This is a genomic window from Sorangium sp. So ce117 (genome assembly GCF_051524395.1).
Taxonomy (GTDB): Bacteria; Myxococcota_A; Polyangia; order Polyangiales; family Polyangiaceae; genus Sorangium; species Sorangium cellulosum_B.
The window spans coordinates 9524481-9543297 of record NZ_CP150309.1; the positions used below are offsets into that span (position 1 = coordinate 9524481).

Here is an 18817-nt window from a genome sequence, read left to right on the forward strand (position 1 = left end):
GACGGGCCGCCGCGAGCTCCGGCGTCCGCTCCGCGGCCGCCCTGCCACGACGGCCGTACCTGGTCCGCCTGGGCTGCGCGCGCGCCGCCTCGGGTCGCCCGGGCGTGGCCCACCGCCCCTGATACCGCATCTCCCGCTCACTGCGGAGTCTCGGGAGGGATGACGACGGGGTTGATCGCTCGAACGCTCGCGCCGGCCGGGTAAGCGTAGCTGTTGTGGTGGAAAGGCACCTCCGACCCCCAGCCCCACACGGTCACGCTGAACGGGCCATCGCTGTACGCCTCGTGTTTGCCGTTGCTGCACCCCTCCTGGCTCTGAAAGTTGTTCCGCACGAGATCGCGCCAGGTCACCTCGACCTGCCCTCCGCTGTCCACGGGCGTCCACCCCGAGAGCGCCCCGGCGCAGTCGAGCACGACGTCGTGGAATACGCCGTCAGCCCCCTTCTTGCGCACGAACACGAGGTTCGTCTCCGGGTAGGTCGGGTCCGTGAAGAAGATATACCGCGACAGGTACTGCCCCGCCGGAACCACGTTGACGAACTCGGGGTCCCCGGCATTCTGGAACGCCGCGCCGCCCGTCATGTACGTCGAGACGTAGAACGGGTGCTCGTCATCCTGGCTCTTGACGACGAACGGCGTGCTGGACCGGACAACGAAGCTCTTCCCCTTGTCCACCGTGGCCTGGGCGCCAGGCGGCGGCGCTGGATCCCACGAGAGGGTCGTGCCGTCGACGGCCCCGGTGATGCGCGTCGGAGGCGTCTCGTCCTGACCCTGCACGCGGTTTCTGTAACGCGCATAGACGTACTCGCTGCCGAGCGCGCGCACCGGCGGGATCTGCTCGTGCGCGCTGTCGGCATACCCCTGATCGATGTTGATGCCGGTCTGCTCCGCCCACACGCCGATCGGCTTGTTCGCGCTGATGATGCTGCCGAGCAGGTCCTCCTGCTGCTCGAGCCTGAGGACTTGCCCCTTGCGGAGCGCGAAGTGCGCCGGCTGGCCCTTCGGCGCGGCGGGGACGCCCTTCCCTGCCTGGATGTCCACGGTCGGGTTGATGACGACGTCCGTGTCGTCGGACGAGGCCACGATCGACAGCCCCGGTGGCCCCTCGTTCTCGCCGAAGGGCCACGGCGTGATGGCGATGTAATTGGTGTCCCATGTCGATGTGGGCAGGAGCATCGTGGCGTCGGCGATCGCGGAGGAGCCGCCGCTGAACGGCATGATGTCGTAGACGACGATCGGGACCGACGCGACGAGGCGGAGCGCCGTGGCGGTGTTGTCGGTAGTCCACGCCGGGTCGGTCCACGCCGAGGCGGCCGGATCCATCTCGGCCACCTCGACGGGGTAGCCGCAGCCGGAGACGTCGCCGCGCATGAAGGGGTCACCTCGCAGAAACACGATCCCCACCTCGCCCGGCTGGATCGTCCCCCCTGCGCCGATGGGCGTCAGGGTGAGGCCCGGCCCGCTGCCCTCGGGTGTATACGTGTACTTCGAGAGATCGATCGTCTCGCCGCCGACGTCGCCCTCGAGGGAGACCGGCCCGCTCCACGTGTTGGCGACGAAGAGGGCAAAACATTCTCCCGACGCCGCCGGGACGTGGGCGAAGAACTCGCACCCGACGGAGCTCTTGGCGGCGGCCGCCGCGTCGCACGCGGCGATGCACGCGCCGTTCGAACATCCCTCCGAGGGCCCGCACGCCTTCACCGGATTGCCGTTGCAGTCCACGATGGAGTGCATGTCCGCCGAGCACACCGGCGGCGCGCTGCCGCAGCTCGAGCCCGCCCCTGCCGAGTCGACGAGGGAGCCGAAGCCGCCGATCCCCGAGTCAGGCCCTCTCCCACCGCTCCCAGCGCTCCTGCCGCCGCCACCCCCGCCACCGCCGCCGGTCCCTCCTGTGTGGGTCGTCGCGGCGACTTGCTCGCGCTGGCTGCAGCCAGCGACCATGGTGACCGCGGCGACGCACAGCGCTGCACCGCAGATCCCTCCACGCCGAAGCGCCCGGGTTGCTCCAGCTCTCGCGGCTGCCCGGATGACGATCGCTCGGCGTCGCAAGGCTGCTCGCCTCTGGACTTCTACTGGGCAAGAAACTTCTTTTCGCAGGGAGAGAGAGGACAGGTCCATCCACCAGCTATGCGAAATCGCGACGTATGCAACGACAGAGAGCAGCCTCCTCATCGGAGCTCTTCCGCATGGCGGCGGATCGAGGAGGGCAAGGCGGCATGTTTCCGCGCGGCGCGGGAGCTGGCCCAGGAGGATGGCAGCGCGGCCAGGTGGTCCTGCCGCCGCTCTAGGCCGAATTTATGAGAAGCATCACACGGCGGACCGGCGCCCATTGCGCGCCGCAGCCCGGTAAGCGAGTGTGATGCCGATGCACCTTGCGCAGCGCCTGGCCGGGCTTGAGCTGTCGGCCATCCCCGTGTGGGTCCTCGACGTGGACAGCTCGCGGGTCTGCTGGGTGAACGAGGCCGGCCTGGACCTGTGGCGGGCGCAGGATCGCGACGAGCTGTTCGCGCGCGATTACTCGACGGTGCCGGCGCCGATCCGGACGCGCTTCCAGGCCCTCGCCGCGCAGCTGCGCGAGGGGGGCGTCGTGCGCCAGAGCTGGACCTTCTACCCGCGCGGGGTGCCCGTGACGGTGACGCTCCACTCCTCGGGCGTCGCGCTCGACGATGGGCGATTCGCGATCTTGAGCCAGGCGCTTCCCATGGAGGGAGCGCCTGAGCCGGAGCTCGTCCGAGGCATCGAGGCGCTGCGCCACACCTCCGTGATGATCGCGTTCGTCGACCCGAGCGGAGACCTCCTGATGCAGAACCCAGCGGCGCTGCGGGCGTTCGGCCGCACCGGGACGTGGAGCGCCTGGCTGGGTGAGCCCGGCGAGGCGGTCGCGATGCTCCGGGCGGCGCTGGACGGCGACATCGTGGCGCGAGAGACGCTCGTCCGCACCGTGGATGGGGAGCGCCTGCACGTGATCGAGGGGCGAGCGGTGCGTGATCCCGTGACGGGCGTCCTGGGGGTCTTGTTCCACCACACGGACGAGACGGCGCGGATAGGCGCCGAGCGCTCCGCCGAGGAGCGCGGCCGCCTGCTGGACGAGCTGAACGCGACGCTGGCGCTCGTCGAGCGGCAGCGCGGTGAGATACTCGCCCTCTCCGCGCCCATCCTGGACGTGGGCGAGCGCGCGCTGGCGCTGCCGATCATCGGGGCGCTGAACCGAGAGCGGAGCGCGGAGATCGCGGCGCGGCTCCTGCCGGCGATCGCCGGCAGCGGGGTCGACCGCGTGATACTCGACATGACCGGCGCCGCGGCGCTCGACGACGCCGGCGCCAGGCACCTCATCGACATGGTACGCACCATCCGGCTGCTCGGCGCGTCCGCCATGATCACGGGCATCCAGCCCGCGCTGGCCCGCACCCTGGTGGCATCGGGCTTCGACGGGACCGGCATCACCCTCGTGGGCTCCATCGCCCAGGGCCTCTCGCGCTCCAGGAAGCGCTGAGCCGGAGCTCCCGTCGTGCTCCGCCAGGCGGCCGGCGTCTCCTGGCGCATGCCTTCGGCCAACTGGCACACACGGGTCGAACTCCTGGCACAAAGTGCCACAACAAGCTCGTAACATATCAAAATTTCATCACATTCAGGACGGCACAAAGCATGCTCATCCTGGCCATCATGAACATCGAGATGGCAAGGCGAGCGGTTGGGGTCGGGGTGCTGGCGGCGTGTACGGCCTTCGTGGGGGGATGCATGGCCGAGGTGGTGGACGGAACCGATGAAGCGCAGGATGAAGTGAAAGAAGAGGAGACCTCCTGCTGGGCTGACTTCGGCCCCGAGGCGCCCGGCGAATGCGCCATCGGCGAGGAGCGGGAATGTACGGACGATGATCCCAATACGCTGACCGGGTTTTGCCGTGAAAAGTGCGTGAACATCGACGGCAAGGCGGTCTGGGGGCTCAGGACCAACGACTTCCAGTGCCCCTATTATGAATCAGCCTGGCACATCGGCACATCGGTTGAATGTGACTGTTTCACGCCGCTCGTGCTCTCCTTCGACAATCGCGCGGTGGAGTTCACCGCCGAGGCGGGCGCCGCCTTCGATCTGACCGGCACCGGCGTGTGCCACGCGAGCGATTGGCCCACCTCGGCGACGCCCTGGCTCGCGCTCGATCGCGACGGCGACGGCGTCATCCAGGATGGAGGCGAGCTGTTCGGCTCGGCCACGCGGCTGGGGAGCGGGGGGTTCGCGAAGAACGGCTTCGAGGCGCTGCGCGAGCTCGACGCGGACAACAACGGCGTCTTCGACAGGCAGGATCCGGCGTTCGCCAGGGTGGTCGTCTGGTCGGATAAAAACCTCGACCGGAACAGCGCGCCGAGCGAGATCACGCCCCTCGAGGCGCTCGGCGTGACGTCGATCGATCTCCGCGACTTCCGCGACATGCGCTGCGACGCGCGCGGCAATTGCGAGGGCGAGCGGAGCGCCTTTGCCTTCACGGACGCCACAGGGACGGCGCGCCGGGGGACGGTGATCGACGTGTACATGTCTCGTCGATGAGCGCTGCGCGGTGCTCACCCGGGCAGCGAGCGACGAAAAGACGAAGTCGGCGCCTTCGCGATTGAACCACATCTCGCCGGGTCCCACAAGCCGTACCAAGGTACGGATGGTCGATCCCACCTCGTATCGCTAGCTTGCGCGCGGCACCTTTCCGGAAAAGGAGTATCGCTGATGAAGCGCAAGACACCGCTCGTCCTCGTGTCCCTCTTCACGCTCCTGGGCGCGCAGTCCGTCACCGTGCTCAACCGGTGTACCCCCACGCCGGCGGAGGACGACCACCTGGGGAGCGGCCGGAGAACTCGGCCTGCCACTCAGCCCCTGGGCAGCGTCACGGGTCGTCGCGCCGAGGAGACGTAGGTGTGAAGCTATTCACGTGCCTTTTGCAGCAGGATCCCGAGCTCCACCGCGGACCTCGCCCCCAGCTTGGCCATCACGCGCGCACGGTGCTCCTTGACCGTCCGCTCGGTGATCCCGAGCGCGTCCGCGATCTGCTTGTTGAGCAGCCCCCGCGCGACGGCCTCGCAGACCTCGCGCTCTCGCGCGGAGAGGAGCGCCATCCGCGCCGCGAGGGTGGCAGGCTCGATGGCGGCGGAAGGCGCCGCGCACCGGCTCGGCTCGGCCTCGCGAGGCGCCGTTCCGGCGGCGAGGAGACCGCGCCGGCGAGTCTCTTCCGGGCGCTCTCCGAACGCGCGCACGTACGCCGACTCGAAGACCTCGCGCCGGGCGAAGCCGGCGGCGCGCGCGACGTGCAGCACGGCGAGGTGCGGCTCGGCGAGCAGCGCCCGCTGCGCGCGGACCAGGCGCCGATCGCGAAGGAACGTTCCGAGCGAGGTCCCGCGGTGCGCGCGGAACGCCGCCTCGACCGAGCGGGCGCTCGTCCCGGCAACGGCGGCGAGATCGATCGCGCTGATCGGCCCGGCGGCGTGCGCGTCCACGTATTCTTCGACCCGCCGGAGCACCGTCCGGCTCGACGGCGGCGTGGGTCGCTCCAACAGGTAAGCGAGGTTGTGAGGCTGCCCCATCAGCAGGGCGCGCGAGAGCGACTCGGTCAGCCCGGCGAACACCTGGGGGTGATCGATGTCCGTGCCGGCGTTGATCTCGGCGGCCATGAAGCGGCAGAGTCGCTCGACGTAGGATCCGCTTCCGGCGCGGGAGTCCAGCGAGAGCTGGAACTGGAAGTCCTCGCGGACGACCTCGCCGGTGATCGACTCGAGCTGGGAGCAGAGATACCCTCGGTCGAAGCGCACCGTGATGTCGTCCATCGCGCTGTCGTAGCGCACGTTCGAGCGGCCGTGAGCCGAGAAGATAGCTGGGCCGCCGCCGTGTCCCAGGGTCGCGCTGTCGCGTCCCAGCGCCGCGCGTCCGCTGCCGCGGAGGGGCATGACGAGCAGCGGCGCGTCCAGCTGGGCGTCCAGGGAGATCGCGTCGCTGGTATGGTCCTGGACGAAGAGGACGGGGCCGAAGTGCACGGCGTGGGCGCGCCACTCGAAACCGCGCGGGAGCGCGGCGTCCAGTTCCCCGTAAAGCCCCTCCCATATGGATACGGCGGTGTGGTGGTCGCGGGTGTGGATCTCGAACCGGCGGGGCACGTCCTCGTGAGTCGCGCGGGGCATGGGGGTTCGCCTCCAGAATCGATCGCGGATCGAACGGCATGAAACGTCAGCGCTGTCAGGAAAGCAAGCGCGCCCTAACGACGCAATCGTGGGATGACCTGCGGCGGGTACTCGGACTGCGGGCCGGTCTGTCATTGCCAGGGCGGCGCGTGGTCCTGCACGACGCCGGCCGCGTGTCAGCCCCTCGTGTGCCCCACGGACAGCGACGCGCGGTCGCCGCTGAAGGCCCTGATGCGCCGCCTTTGGTGGGCGTCTCGGACGTATCGTGCTCCTGAAATCACCGAGCTATTTCCCAAGCGCTCCCAGAGCCTCATCCAGTACTATCTATATTTTCCAATGATCGTGCATATTCCTTAGCAACTTCCCATCGAAAGGAGTCACCCATGCCGTTGGATCGAGACCTTCTCAAGCGCGAAATCCTGCCGATTCCGGACCGGCCCTATGTCGGCCCGGTGATGTACAATGCCCAGGACCCAGCTTCCCACTTCCCTCCCATCGAGCCGATCAAACCGCCCTCGAAGGCCCCCAATGTGCTCCTCATCCTGCTCGACGATGTGGGCTTCGGCGCCGCGGAGCCCTTCGGAGGGGTCATTCGTACCCCGACAGCCAAGCGGCTCGCCGAAGGCGGACTCAGATTCACCCGTTTCCACACGACAGCCCTGTGCAGCCCGACGCGCGCCGCCTTGCTGACTGGCCGCAACCCCCACTCCGTCGGCATGGGTTGCATCACCGAGCTGTATACCGGCGCGCCTGGCTACACCTCGATGATCCCCAACACCGCCGCCTCGATCGCCAAGATCCTCAGGTACAACGGCTACTCGACGGCTCACTTCGGCAAGTGCCACGAGGTGCCCGTCTGGGAAACGGGCCCATCGGGGCCCTTCGACCACTGGCCCACCTACATGGGCTTCGAGAAGTTCTATGGCTTCGTGGCAGGCGAAACCAACCAGTTCTACCCTACCCTCTACGATGGAACGACCTACATCGAAACGCCTCACGACGGGGACTACCACCTGACCACAGATCTGACAAACCAGACCATCAAGTGGATCGAGCAGCAGAAGGCCATGGCGCCGGACAAGCCATTCTTCATCTATTTCGCTCCCGGCGCGACCCATGCGCCCCACCAGATCCCGGACGACTGGCTTGACAGGTACAAGGACAACGAGGACTTCGCCAAGGGCTGGGACGAGCTGCGCGAGACGATTTGCAAGAAACAAAAATCGCTTGGCGTCATTCCAGAGGACGCGGAGGCGGCGGTCAACGAAGACGTTCCAAAGTGGGACGATGAGATGTTCGACGGCATAAGGGATTCCCTTCGCCGCGAGATGGAGCTCTACGCCTCTTTCCTCCAACAGACCGACGAAGAGGTCGGCAGGGTGATCAAGACGCTCGAGGACCTCCACCTCATGGATAACACGCTGATCATTTACATCCTCGGCGACAACGGCGCTTCCGCCGAAGGCACCTTCATGGGCACCTTCAACGAGATGATCGGCTTCAACGGCATTCAGAAGTCGCTCGATGAACAAAAGACGCTCATCAAGGACAACATAGACAAGTTCGGTACCAAGGAAGCGTACAATCACTATGCCATCGGCTGGGCCCAGGCCATGTGCACGCCGTACAAGTGGACCAAGCAAGTTGCCAGCTTCTTCGGCGGCACGCGCAACGGCATGATCGTCCATTGGCCAGGCCACATCGACCGGGGCGACAGGGGGCTGCGACACCAATTCACTTACGTGATCGATGTGCTTCCGACGATCCTCGAAGCGGCCGGATTGCCGGAGCCGTTGAGCGTCGACGGAGTGCTGCAGATGCCCATCGAGGGTACGAGCTTCCTCCGGACGTTCGGAGAGCAGAATGCTCCCGAGTTCCGCACGACCCAGTACTTCGAGATGTTTGGCAACCGTGGCATCTACCATAACGGCTGGACCGCCGTCACCCTCCACTCGAAGCCCTGGGACTGGGAATCCAATCCGGACTACGAAAAGGACACGTGGGAGCTCTACTACACGTACCCATGGGGCGAGAAGTCGCCGCATACGGTGGACTGGACCCAGGCAAACAACCTCGCCCAAAGGGAGCCCGAAAGGCTAGCGCAGCTGAAGAACCTTTTTGAAATCACTGCGGCCCGATATAACGTCTTTCCCCTCAACGACGAAAAGACAGAGCGCCTAGAACAGTCGCCCCCCCCGGTCGGCGCGAAGCAGAGGTACGTCGACGGCAGTTTCGTCTCCGACCCGTGCGTGATCAACAACTTCAACCGCTCATTCATGATCACGGCAAAGATCGAGGGCCCCCACGGGGAAGCGCCGAACGGCGTGATCCTCGCCCGGGGCAACGATTTCGGCGGCTTTGGCCTCTATGTCAAAAACGCAAGGCTTACTTACGTCTACAACTACCTTGGGCTCGAACGGTACTACGCCCAAGCCGAATCTCTGCTGCTGCCTCTGTCCGAAGCGTACGAGGTCCGCATGAAGTTTACCTACACAGGCGCGGATACGGGCGAGGGCGGCAGGGTGGAGCTCCTCATAAAATGGCCCAGGGAGAACGACTTCAAGCCTCTCACGCTCGTCGCGTCCCCGGCCATCGGTGAGGATCCGCTCGACTATACACCGAAGGATATGCCGCCGGGCCATATCCTTAAGACCAATCCGATTATCTTCAACGTGGACGCCTTCCTGATGGTCGGCAAGAAGACTGGCGGCCCGTTGTGCCCCGACTTCGCAGGTAGCGGGAACAACCGCTTCCCCGGCAAGGTGCACTGGGCGGAGATCGAGCTAACGGGCGAACCCGCCAAGGTGAGCCCCGAACACAAATTGCACGCGCTGGAGGCGATCCAGTGACACGTTGACCCGGCCGCGGGCCAGCCGCCCGCAGCTCCCCATGGCGAACCCGTCGTCGGGCTCGACCTCGACGTATCGCGCAGATCGCCATCGTTCGCGCGCGCGAACGATGGCGCCTGTCCAGAAACCGGGAACCGGCGGCGCGCACACGGCAATGGCACCGGCGGTATGGGCACCGGCGTCGCCGGCGGCGATGGCACCGGCGGTACGGGCACAGGCGGCGACACGACATCCGCGAGCACGGCCGCCACGACCGGTACCGGCGGCGCGGCCGGCAGCGAGGATGACGGCGGTTGCGGCTGCCGCATGACCGGCGACGAGTCGCCGCGGAACGCGTCCTACGCTTCGCTCTTCACGATCGCAACGGCCGCGCTCGGGGTGCGGCGCCGGCGCTCGCGATCCCGCTAGACCGACAGCAGCTGGAGGAGACCTTTCAGAAGATCTCCCCGCCGCACCGCCTGGAGAGCTTCAAAAAATGCGGGGCGGCCCCAGCGTCCGTCGGATCACATGCGACATGCAGGGATGCGGCGCCCGCGACTGCACGAGCAGCGGTGGCCGCATCCGCCGATCGGGTGGGATTGGTCATCCGAACGTTCTGGCTACGACGTTTTCAGCGCGCGGGTCGAGGCAAACACGAGCGCCCGGCCGAGGTCCGGCAGCGCGAGCACGTCATCGAGCGGCCGCTCGGGCAGCGCCCTGCGGACCCGCGCCGGATCGGCGCAGGCCGCCGCGACGCCCTGCTTCACGTTGGCGAAGGCGATCCGGACGTCGGCGCGACAGAGCTCGACGTCGCGGTCCAGAAGCGCGAGGGCCTCCGCGACGAAGCGCTGAAGGCCGCCTGGGCCGTTCACGAGGCGATCGGTCGGCAGCTCGGGCTGGGGGAAGAGGCCGCGCGCTGGAGCGAGCACCACCGGCCATACGGGGGGCGCCGAGACGGACGTACCGGGTGGGCCGGACCGGCGCCATCGAGGTGGCGGGGGCGTACGCGGCTCCTCGCCTCGCCTTCGCGGCCCCGTCGGCATCTCACGAAACTGACCGCGGCAGTGCTAGGGTGCCCCGCGTGCCGACGATCTTCACCAAGGGCGATCTCCTCAACACCCCGGATCTTCACGCGTACGCGCACGGCGTGAGCTGCGCGGGCAACATGGACACGGGGATCTCCGTGACGTTCAAGAAGCGCTGGCCGGGCCTGCTCCCGGCGTTCGAGCAGCGGAGCGCCGAGCGGAAGCTCCAGCTCGGGGAGGCCTTCATCTGGAGCGAGGGCGGCGACACGGTGTACACCCTCGCGATCCAGGAGAACGCGACGAAGAGGCCCTCGCTCGCCGCGCTCGAGCGCTCGCTCGCCGCGATGGTGGCGCACGCCGCCGGGGCGGGGATCGCGCGGATCGGCGTGCCGCGCGTGGGCGCCGGCAAGACCGGCCTCGAATGGCTGCGCGTCAAGAGCATCCTCGTCAAGGTCGCCAACGACAAGCCGGTCACGCTCGTCGTCTACGAGCAGTTCGTGCGCGCCCCGGGCGCCTGACGAGACCGCGCCGCTCCCGGCTCCCGGTGCTCGGCGTGCGATCGAGCGGGCCGGTCACGGGCTGGGCTTGGCTTTGTCCCGCACGTAGAGAGCCTCCACCTGCTGCCGGGCCCACGGGGTCCGTCGCAGGAAGTGCAGGCTCGATTTGATGCTGGGATCGTACTTGAAGCAGCGAATGTCGATCATGCGTCCGAGCTGCTCCCAGCCATGCTGCGCGACCAGGTGCTCGAGGATCATCTGGAGCGTGACACCGTGAAGAGGATTGGCGGGCTGGGGCTGAGTCATATCGATGCTCGGGGGGCGATCGCCCCGGAGGGCCAGCGTGAGCCCGCGGTGTAGCACGTCGCGCGGCGGCCGCCGCACCCACGCCGCCCACGCGGCCCCCACGCGGCCAAAGACTGGTGGATGAGAAGATTTTACTTCTTCACCCAGGTCTGGGTCCTGCCGAGGAGGGAGATGCCCAAGAAGCCGCGCACCTTCAGCTTCTTCCCGCCCTCGATCGCCTCGAGCTTGCAGCTATAGGTCTCGCCGTTGTTCGGATCCAGGATCGTACCGTCATCGTACTCGTCGTCATCGCGGACCATGTTCCAGATGATGACGAGCCCCAGAATGGGCTTGTTCTTGTAGGCGCCCTCACAGGCGGTGCAGATCTTCGGCTTCCCTTTCTCGTCGAGCGGCTGCTTCAGGCTCACGATCTTGCCGAAGATCTTCCCGCCCCTCTCGTAAATCTCGACCACCGACTGCTCGACCCCCTGCTCATCGATCGTCCGCCACTGGCCGGTCACAGGGAGAGGATCCGCGAGCGCGAGCGAAGTGGCGAGGGAACAACCCAGGGCGGCAAAAAGAGCCAAGAACCTCTTCATGTCGTCAGAACTCCTTTCATCGGTCTGCGAAGCCACGGCGTTCGGCCCTGGCGTGGTGCTTGATTCGCATGTCGGTGCGCGCCGCTGAGCGCGACATGCCTCGGAGGGGGGACGGGGCGCCGCGCCGTTTGTTCATCGGACCGGAGGGAGCGGCGGCGGGAGGCAGGGCTCTGGTCAGAGGGGGAGCCGAACTGTCGACATGGCTCCTCTCGCGGCAGCCCTGCGGCGCGGTGGACGTCATTTTTCCCCCGAGGGTACCGAGCGGGTTCGTGGAGCGCAACGGCGCCGTTCGGCGAAGCGCCGGGAGGTCTGGTGGCCAGAGAACGGTTGATTCCACGGGGCTGGATCCCGCCGCGGCCAAGCTACCCACGGCCCGCGCCTCGTCCGCGCGCGTCCGTCCGTGCTGGGCCGGTGCGATTCCGCCGACCGAGGCGGTCATGTAAGGTTCTCTAGGTCAACCAGCGCGTGCAGCGTGGCCGTACGTGATGAAGGGATGGTTCGGGGAGGAGTGAGCCATCTCACCCCGAGGATCATCCGCTCGGCGCCGATCCAGGGCCGGGACATCGAGGCTGCGCGCTTCGCCAGCAGGCAGGGCGTGCTGGTCGGTCGGGTCGTGGGCCTGAACAACAACGAGCGCCCACCCCGGAGAAACCCGCTTGACCCTCTCGCGACGGGAGGGTCTAGGATCCCTTCAACTCGAGAGGAAAGGCATGTTGCTGAAGATTGGCGAGCTTGCCCGCCGCACCGGGCTGACCGTTCGCGCCTTGCGGCACTACGACGAGATTGGCCTGCTGGTGCCGTCCGGAAGGTCCATGGGTGGCTATCGCCTGTACGACCGGAAAGACGTCGCCAGGCTGTACCGCATCCAGGCGCTGCAGCGCCTGAATCTGTCGCTGGCTGACATCCAGGACGTGCTCGACAAGGCGGCCGGCGGGCTCTCGGAGGTGGTGGCCCGGCAGGTGGCGCAGCTCGACCGCGAAATCCTGCAAGCGTCCGCGTTGCGCACCCACCTGCTCGCCGTGCAGGGTCAACTGCAGGCCAACGAAGAGCCCGGCGTCGACGACTGGCTCGTGGCGCTCGAAAGCATGGTCGCGGGCTCGAAGTACTTCAGCGAGGACGAGCAGCGCACGCTCAAAGCGCAGCGCGACGGTCTCACCAGCGCTGTGGCGCCCGAGCGCGCCGGATTGTCGGCGAGGCTGCACAAGCTGGTCGCGGCCGGCGCATCGCCCGAGAGCTCGCAGGCACAGGCTCTTGCGCGACGCTGGATCGAACTGCTGCTCGAAGAGGCCGGCGGCGACGAAGGCCTGCTGATGAAGCTCTACGCCATGCACTGGAACGAGCCGGCGCTCCACGCGCTGACCGGCGTGGACCGCGCCGGCATCCGGTACATCTCGCATGCGATGGCCTTCGCGCGTCTCCAGCTCTACGCGCCCTACTGCAGCGCCGGCGACATGGCCACGCTACGCCGGCACTACGTTGCGCAGACCGACGCATGGCCGCCGCTCATCGCCGAGCTTCGGCGACAGATGGCGGCAGACGCGCCCGCCGATGGCGCAGCCGTGCGCGCTCTCGCGCTGCGCTGGCAGGCGCTGTCGCTGGCCAAGGCCGGCGGCGACGCCGCGCTGGACGCGAAGTTGCAAGCCGCATTCCGCCACGACCCGGCCCTGCGCGCAGGCTCGGGCATCGACGCGGCGCTGGCCGACTATGTCGGGCGAGCCATCGCACGGCTCGGCGCCACATCGACTTCCTGAACGAATTGAATCCCGAAGGCCTCACGTGAACGCAAGAACGCAGAAGAATCCTTATTTCTTTACCGGCAACCACGCGCCGCTCCGCGAGGAGCACGACATCGCGGCGCTCGAGATCGAGGGGACCCTGCCGCCCGAGCTGGAAGGAAGCCTGTACCGTGTCGGCCCGAACCCGCAGTACACGCCGCGCGACGACGACTATCACTGGTTCTCCGGCGACGGCATGGTGCATGCGTTCCACATCGGCGCCGGCAAGGTGTCGTACCGCAACCGCTGGGCGCGCACGCCGAAGTGGCAGCTCGAGCACGAAGCAGGGCGCGCGCTCTTCGGCACCTTCGGAAACCCCGCCACGAGCGACCCGATGGCGCGGGGCAGCAACGGCGGCACGGCCAACACCAGCATGCTCTGGCACGGCGATCGGCTGTTCGCGCTCGAAGAGTCGCATCAGCCCTTCGAGCTCGACCCCGGCACGCTGGCTTCCAAGGGGCACCAGAGCTTCGGCGGCCGCGTGACCTCGCGCTGCACCGCGCACCCCAAGATCGACCCCGAGAGCGGCGAGCTGCACTTCTTCGCGTACTCGCCCGACGGCCCTTGCTCGCCGAGCATGCTCTACGGCGTGATGGACACGCGCTGCGAGGTCACGCAGCTTCAGTCGTTCACAGCGCCGTATGCCAGCATGGTGCACGACTTCATGGTGACGCGCGGGCATGTGCTCTTTCCCGTCACGCCGCTGACGCTCAGCGTGGCGCGCGCCATGCGCGGCAAGCCGCTGCTGGCCTGGGATGCAGGCTTGCGGACCCACGTCGGCGTGATGAAGCGCGGGAGCGCGGCCGACACGCTGCGCTGGTTCCAGACCGACGCCTGCCACATGTTCCATGTGATGAACGCCTGGGACGACGGCGACACCATCGTGGCCTACGTCATGCAGTCGGAGACCGCGCCCGGCCTGCCCGACGCCGAGGGCCGCCCCGGCGACCCCGAGGCGATGGCCGCGCGCCTGTGCCGCTGGACCTTCGATCTGGCGGACGCAGGCACCGGGTTCCGGCGTGACTACCTCGACGATCTCGTGGCGGAGTTTCCACGGATCGACGAGCGCTACACGGGGCGGCGCAACCGCTACGGCTTCACCACCTGCCATGCGACCTCACGCGCACGAGACGACTCGGAGAGCGTGCTTTACAACAGCGTTGCCCGATTCGACTTCGACACCGGCGAACGCAGCCTTCACACGCTGCCGCACGGCGACGTGGTGTCCGAACCGGTGTTCGTGCCGCGCGCGGAGGACGCGGCCGAGGGCGACGGCTGGCTGCTCGCCGTGGCCTGGCGAGAACAGGAGAAGCGCAGCGACTTGCTGGTGTTCGATGCCATGCGCCTTTCCGCTGGCCCCGTCGCGGTCGCCCGCTTGCCGCACCGCGTGCCATTCGGGTTCCACGGCACCTGGCGGCCCAGCGTGTAACTCGGTTCGGGATGCCCTTCGCGGACCTACGTGCTCTCTCAGCCGGCGTGAAGGATCCGAAAGCGATCGGGGTCCGCCGGATCTCGATCAACGACCTGGACTGGCGGCCAGGCCCACTGCCAGACGCTGATGCCTGGCGTGCGGGAGAGCCGGATCTGCCCGCGGGTGCCTTCGACGGCGACGCGCGCCCAGGCTCCGGCCGTGCGCGCCCGGCCCGCGCCGTGAGAACGCAGCACATCGGCGAGGACGGCGACCGTGTCGTAGCCCTCGAAGGCGACGAAGGAGGGCGCTTCGGCCAGCCGCTCGCGCAGAGCCGTCTCGACCCGGGCGCCGAGCGGGCTGAGGCGCTCGGGCAGGTAGCGCAAGAACGGGATCGCGGCGCCGTCGCCGCCCAGCAACGTCGCCCATCCGGCGAACTCCGGTTGCCCGGCCGGAGCACCCATCATGATCTCGGCGAGGCGCTTGTCGCGGCGGACAGACTTGACGATCGACACCGCCGGCTCAGGGTAGCCGACCAGAAGAAGGAGGGCTGTCGCGCGATTGTCGACGAGCTCGTCGCACACGGCCGCGGGGGCGAGCGCGCGCATGTCGAGCTCGATGACGGCGCCGCCGCGTGGAGCGAGGTAGTCCCGCAGAATGCGGGCCCCAGACGCCCAGTAGACGCTTGAATCGGCCGCCACGGCGATGCGCCTGTGGCCCGCGCGGAGGAGGAAGTCCGCGTAGATCCGCCAGCCGTGGGACTGCGCCGGGGCGAGGCGCGCGACCCATTCCGCTGGCTGTTCGGTGAGCGCGTCAAGGACCGCTGACGAGCAGAGGAACGGCAGGCCGAGGGCGTCGGCCCTGCCGGCAGCGGCGCGAGCGACGACGCTGTGATACTCCCCCGCCAAGGCAGCCACGCCCAGGCGAGCCAGCTCATCGACGGCCGCCGCGGCCCTCTGTGGATCAGCCGCGGTGTCTCGGACCACCAGCTCGAGGGGTCTTCCGACGATCCCGCCGGCGTCATTGACCTCGCGAACGGCCAGCTCGAGTCCAGCGAGCAAGTGCCGGCCTGCCTCGACCCAGCCGGGCCGAGTCAGCGGAACGAGAGCGCCGATCTGGACGGAGGATCCGTCGGGCCGCTCCGCTCCAGGTAGCGGCGGTGGCGTACTCATGGGTTGGCGTCACGCATGCAACGATTCGTTGCACTATGCCCGGAAGGGGCCCACTGAGCAAGGCTCGCGAGAGCGCGCTGTCCTGGCCTCGCGCGGCCGGCGTGGGGATGACTCGGCGCTCGCGTCGCCTCGCCTCGCGACGCGACGCGACGCGAGGAGCGCTGGCCGCTCCGCGCGCTCGCTCGCTCCTACAAGCGCTCGATAAGGAAGCTCCGGGTCTGGTTGTCGAAGGTGTGGGAGGCGAGGTTCGCGTCTGCCGTGAGGACGCGCCACTCGGCCGAGTAGCGCCAGAGCCCGTTGTAGAGCGTCAGCTGGAAGCCGGAGGGGACGCGGACGGAGCTGACCCTCTGGTCCCATGGGGTGCTTATAAAGTAGCTGGAGCCGACGCCGTAGATGACCGATTGGCCCGAGTAGCCGGCGTGCTCGTAGAAGGTGACCACGTCGAGCTGCGGGTCCGAGGCGTTCGAGACGATGATGCCCGAGATCGTGTCGTTGAAGCCCGCGGCCACGAGATCCGTGTCCGAGGTGAAAACGCGCGCCTCGCCCCCGAAGCTGCCGTGCATGAAGGCCGTGACCCGGAGCCCGGCGGGGACCCTGATGGCGCTCGCGCGGTTGTCTCCGATGATCGTCAGGTTCGGGAGGTCGTAGCGGCCGATCCCGAAGCCCTGCGAGACGCCGGAGAAGTTCGAGAGATCGTGGAGCACCACCTTGTTGCTGGGGTGGACGGTGGGGCCGGCGGCGATCGTGGCGTCGATCCAGGCGCGGTGGCGCGCGACGTCGACGCCGAGCTGCTTCGCGTGCAGGTTCGTGCCGTTCTGCCCGTTCGAGGCCGAGAACACGGCGACCTGACGCCCATCGACGAACCACGGGCCGCCGGAGTCGCCGCTCCAGCCCGCGCCCGTCACGCCCGTCGCCAGGAGCTCCTCGACGGAGTACCAGCCGTCGATGTGGATGCTCGCCTTCTTGAGCGACGGCGCCATCACCAGCGGCGTGCCCTCGCTCCCCCAGCCGTAGGCCGTCGCGTCGCTGCCGACCGCGACCGACGTCGACTCGGCCAGCTGGACGAACGGTCCATTGGCGTCCGCGGTCAGGTGGAGCAGCACGATGTCGGCGGCGGCCGAGGGCACCTCGACGGCGTCGACCGCGATGCGCTGGCCGGCGCCGTACGTGTTGCTGCCGACGCGCACCGCCGACGTCTCGCCCTCGTCCGCGATGCAGTGCTGCGCGGTGAGCACCCAGCGCGCCGCGACGAGGGTGCCGGTGCACTGGTAGAAGTCGCCGGTGCTCCCGCGCACGTCGAAGACCTGGACGGCCCAGGGGCTCGCCTCGGCGAGCTCGCCGCCGACGATCGCGGACGAATGCGACCCGAGCGCCTCGATCGGCTCGTCCGATGCGCCTTCAATCGAGCAGCCCGTGAAGAGGCCGAGCGCGGCGCCCGCGCACGCCGCGAGACCAAGCTGATGACCAAGTTCTCTCGTCTTCATTCTGCCTCCACATCATGATTCTGTTCAGACGATCGCTCGCGCCGGCGGAGTCCGCCTCCGCCAGGAGCCAGCGTTCGTCAGCAATCCAAGAGACGGGGCCTGTGATTGCGGCGTGCCAGGCTCGGCGACGGCGTCTCCGAGCAGACTCATGGGGGCACCGGGCTGAAGCCGGTAATAGGGACAGCCGGAGCGGCAGGCCCGGAGGCGGGCGTACGAAATCCGCCCGCGACGCTCAAGAATGACGTCGAGAGTATGCTGCGCTACCCGGAGCGGCGCCAGGCGGCGATCTGGAACGGCCGCGTTCGAGGCGTGGAACGAGGCGGCATCCCGCCGCACCTCGCCCGCGCCGGCAGCCTCCCCATGACCCTGAAAACGAGTGGCCCATGAGGGTGAGGACCAGCGTACAAAAGACCGCGGACTGCTCGGGCTGCAACTCCGATCACGAGCGACGCGACGTCCCCGAAAGCCGAGGAGATCTCATGAAGAGAGCGACCCATCGTCCAACAGCAGGCCTCGGACCGGGCTTGCCGGGGGTGGTCTTGCTGAGCGCCCTCCTCGCAGGGTGCGGTGACGGCGAGATGAAGCCGAGCGCCTCATCCATGTCGTCAGGCACCGGAGGCAGCGGCGGCGGAGGCACGAGCGGCGGCGGAGCAGGAGGCGGCGACGCGCCAAGCAGCAGGGCCTACCCCGATCGCTTCACCGTCGGCGCCCCCGGCGTGGGCACCTACGCCCAATCCGATCCCCAGCTCCCTGTGCCGCCCGGGTACACGGAAGTGTGGCCCAGCGACGACGAAAGCAAAGAGTGGGATCTGTACGATTGCAACGGCACTGTCAATCTGGACCGCATGTACTTCCACGCGTTCATTTACATCGGCACCGGCTGCCACGGCACGGTCAACATCACGAACTCGATCATCGCGCCGCCGCCCGGCTCCACGAACCGCAGCATCCTGGTCAACGCCGACGAGTCCGCGCCGCTCACGTTGAACATCAGCGACACCACCATTCGCCCCGAGCCGGTCGGTCTCGGAGGTACGAACGCCGCCCTTACCGAGCATGCCGTGAACGCCTGCGCGACGTGCACCATCCGGTTGACCCGGGTGGACGTGGCCAACACCGGTGGCATGTGTCTTTGCGGCCAGAACACCATCATCGAGCAGAGCTGGTTGCACGACAACTACATCGCGCACCTGGCGGACCCCTCTCTCGCGCATACGGGCGGTGTCTTCCCGTACGGGGGCAGCGGCCCGCTCGAAATCAGCCGCAACCGACTCGAGCCGGGCGTCGACGCCGCCACGGGCAACGAAGTGCCGAACTATTGGCAAGCCATCACCGCCGTGCTCTTCACCCAGAGCGTCGACGGATCGACGCTGCAGGACTACGACGTCCACGACAACTTCGTCTCGCTCGGCGCCTATGACTTCTACCCCGAGAACGGCAAGGACATGATCCTGCGCAACAACGTCTTCGGCCCGAGCCACTGGGGTTACACGACGTCGTGCGCGACGTGTACGTACGCCGATTGGTCCAACAACGTGGTCGGCGACATCGACGGCAACCCCACGAGCGAGGTCGTCCCCCAGCCATGAG

The 18817-nt window shown here is 67.9% G+C and carries 16 protein-coding genes; 9 read left to right on the top strand and 7 right to left on the bottom strand.

The window, feature by feature from the left end; genetic code table 11:
* Window positions 1-137 precede the first annotated feature (137 nt).
* Window positions 138-1940, bottom strand: coding sequence for an IgGFc-binding protein (locus tag WMF46_RS35765; protein WP_437981301.1), 1803 nt, complete (start codon window positions 1938-1940; stop codon window positions 138-140).
* A gap of 418 nt (window positions 1941-2358) precedes the next feature.
* On the opposite strand from WMF46_RS35765, the gene WMF46_RS35770 reads away from it, so the two are divergent.
* The 3 genes from WMF46_RS35770 (at window position 2359) to WMF46_RS35780 (ending at window position 4898) form a co-directional block, all read left to right on the top strand.
* Window positions 2359-3492, top strand: coding sequence for an STAS domain-containing protein (locus WMF46_RS35770; RefSeq protein WP_437981302.1), 1134 nt, complete (start codon window positions 2359-2361; stop codon window positions 3490-3492).
* Window positions 3493-3644: 152 nt separating this feature from the next.
* A complete protein-coding gene (locus WMF46_RS35775; RefSeq protein WP_437981303.1) occupies window positions 3645-4541 on the top strand; it encodes a calcium-binding protein in 897 nt (298 codons plus the stop codon).
* Window positions 4542-4712: 171 nt separating this feature from the next.
* On the top strand, window positions 4713-4898 hold the full coding sequence (locus WMF46_RS35780) for a hypothetical protein (protein ID WP_437981304.1): 186 nt from the start codon (window positions 4713-4715) through the stop codon (window positions 4896-4898).
* Between the two features lie 8 nt (window positions 4899-4906).
* Here WMF46_RS35780 and WMF46_RS35785 read toward each other — a convergent pair whose 3' ends face one another.
* Complete coding sequence (locus WMF46_RS35785; RefSeq protein WP_437981305.1) at window positions 4907-6154, bottom strand: LuxR C-terminal-related transcriptional regulator; 1248 nt, start codon at window positions 6152-6154, stop codon at window positions 4907-4909.
* A gap of 383 nt (window positions 6155-6537) precedes the next feature.
* On the opposite strand from WMF46_RS35785, the gene WMF46_RS35790 reads away from it, so the two are divergent.
* Together WMF46_RS35790 and WMF46_RS35795 are read left to right on the top strand one after the other, a co-directional pair.
* A complete protein-coding gene (locus WMF46_RS35790) occupies window positions 6538-9003 on the top strand; it encodes an arylsulfatase (protein WP_437981306.1) in 2466 nt (821 codons plus the stop codon).
* 168 nt (window positions 9004-9171) lie between these two features.
* A complete protein-coding gene (locus tag WMF46_RS35795) occupies window positions 9172-9411 on the top strand; it encodes a hypothetical protein (RefSeq protein WP_437981307.1) in 240 nt (79 codons plus the stop codon).
* A gap of 191 nt (window positions 9412-9602) precedes the next feature.
* Here WMF46_RS35795 and WMF46_RS35800 read toward each other — a convergent pair whose 3' ends face one another.
* Complete coding sequence (locus tag WMF46_RS35800) at window positions 9603-9914, bottom strand: hypothetical protein (RefSeq protein WP_437981308.1); 312 nt, start codon at window positions 9912-9914, stop codon at window positions 9603-9605.
* 149 nt (window positions 9915-10063) lie between these two features.
* Between WMF46_RS35800 and WMF46_RS35805 the strand changes: the two genes are divergently transcribed.
* Window positions 10064-10525 carry a macro domain-containing protein gene (locus WMF46_RS35805; RefSeq protein ID WP_437981309.1) on the top strand — a complete coding sequence of 154 codons (462 nt, stop codon included), beginning with the start codon at window positions 10064-10066 and terminating at the stop codon, window positions 10523-10525.
* Between the two features lie 54 nt (window positions 10526-10579).
* Here the strand turns inward: WMF46_RS35805 and WMF46_RS35810 are convergent, their stop codons facing one another.
* Window positions 10580-10810 (bottom strand): VF530 family DNA-binding protein, encoded by a 231-nt coding sequence (locus WMF46_RS35810; protein ID WP_437981310.1) that lies wholly within the window; start codon window positions 10808-10810, stop codon window positions 10580-10582.
* Window positions 10811-10941: 131 nt separating this feature from the next.
* Window positions 10942-11388 (bottom strand): DUF2147 domain-containing protein, encoded by a 447-nt coding sequence (locus WMF46_RS35815; protein ID WP_437981311.1) that lies wholly within the window; start codon window positions 11386-11388, stop codon window positions 10942-10944.
* A 710-nt stretch (window positions 11389-12098) separates the two neighbouring features.
* On the opposite strand from WMF46_RS35815, the gene WMF46_RS35820 reads away from it, so the two are divergent.
* Together WMF46_RS35820 and WMF46_RS35825 are read left to right on the top strand one after the other, a co-directional pair.
* Window positions 12099-13139, top strand: a complete 1041-nt coding sequence (locus WMF46_RS35820; RefSeq protein WP_437981312.1) for a MerR family transcriptional regulator — start codon at window positions 12099-12101, stop codon at window positions 13137-13139.
* 25 nt (window positions 13140-13164) lie between these two features.
* Window positions 13165-14592 (top strand): carotenoid oxygenase family protein, encoded by a 1428-nt coding sequence (locus tag WMF46_RS35825; protein ID WP_437981313.1) that lies wholly within the window; start codon window positions 13165-13167, stop codon window positions 14590-14592.
* Between the two features lie 38 nt (window positions 14593-14630).
* On the opposite strand, the gene WMF46_RS35830 is transcribed toward WMF46_RS35825, so the two are convergent.
* Both WMF46_RS35830 and WMF46_RS35835 read right to left on the bottom strand, forming a co-directional pair.
* Window positions 14631-15743 (bottom strand): ABC transporter substrate-binding protein, encoded by a 1113-nt coding sequence (locus WMF46_RS35830; RefSeq protein ID WP_437981314.1) that lies wholly within the window; start codon window positions 15741-15743, stop codon window positions 14631-14633.
* 188 nt (window positions 15744-15931) lie between these two features.
* The gene (locus WMF46_RS35835; RefSeq protein WP_437981315.1) at window positions 15932-17227 is read right to left on the bottom strand and encodes a trypsin-like serine protease; all 1296 of its coding nucleotides are present in this window, start codon (window positions 17225-17227) and stop codon (window positions 15932-15934) included.
* A gap of 479 nt (window positions 17228-17706) precedes the next feature.
* On the opposite strand from WMF46_RS35835, the gene WMF46_RS35840 reads away from it, so the two are divergent.
* Window positions 17707-18816, top strand: a complete 1110-nt coding sequence (locus tag WMF46_RS35840) for a hypothetical protein (RefSeq protein WP_437981316.1) — start codon at window positions 17707-17709, stop codon at window positions 18814-18816.
* The last annotated feature ends 1 nt before the right edge of the window (window position 18817 follow it).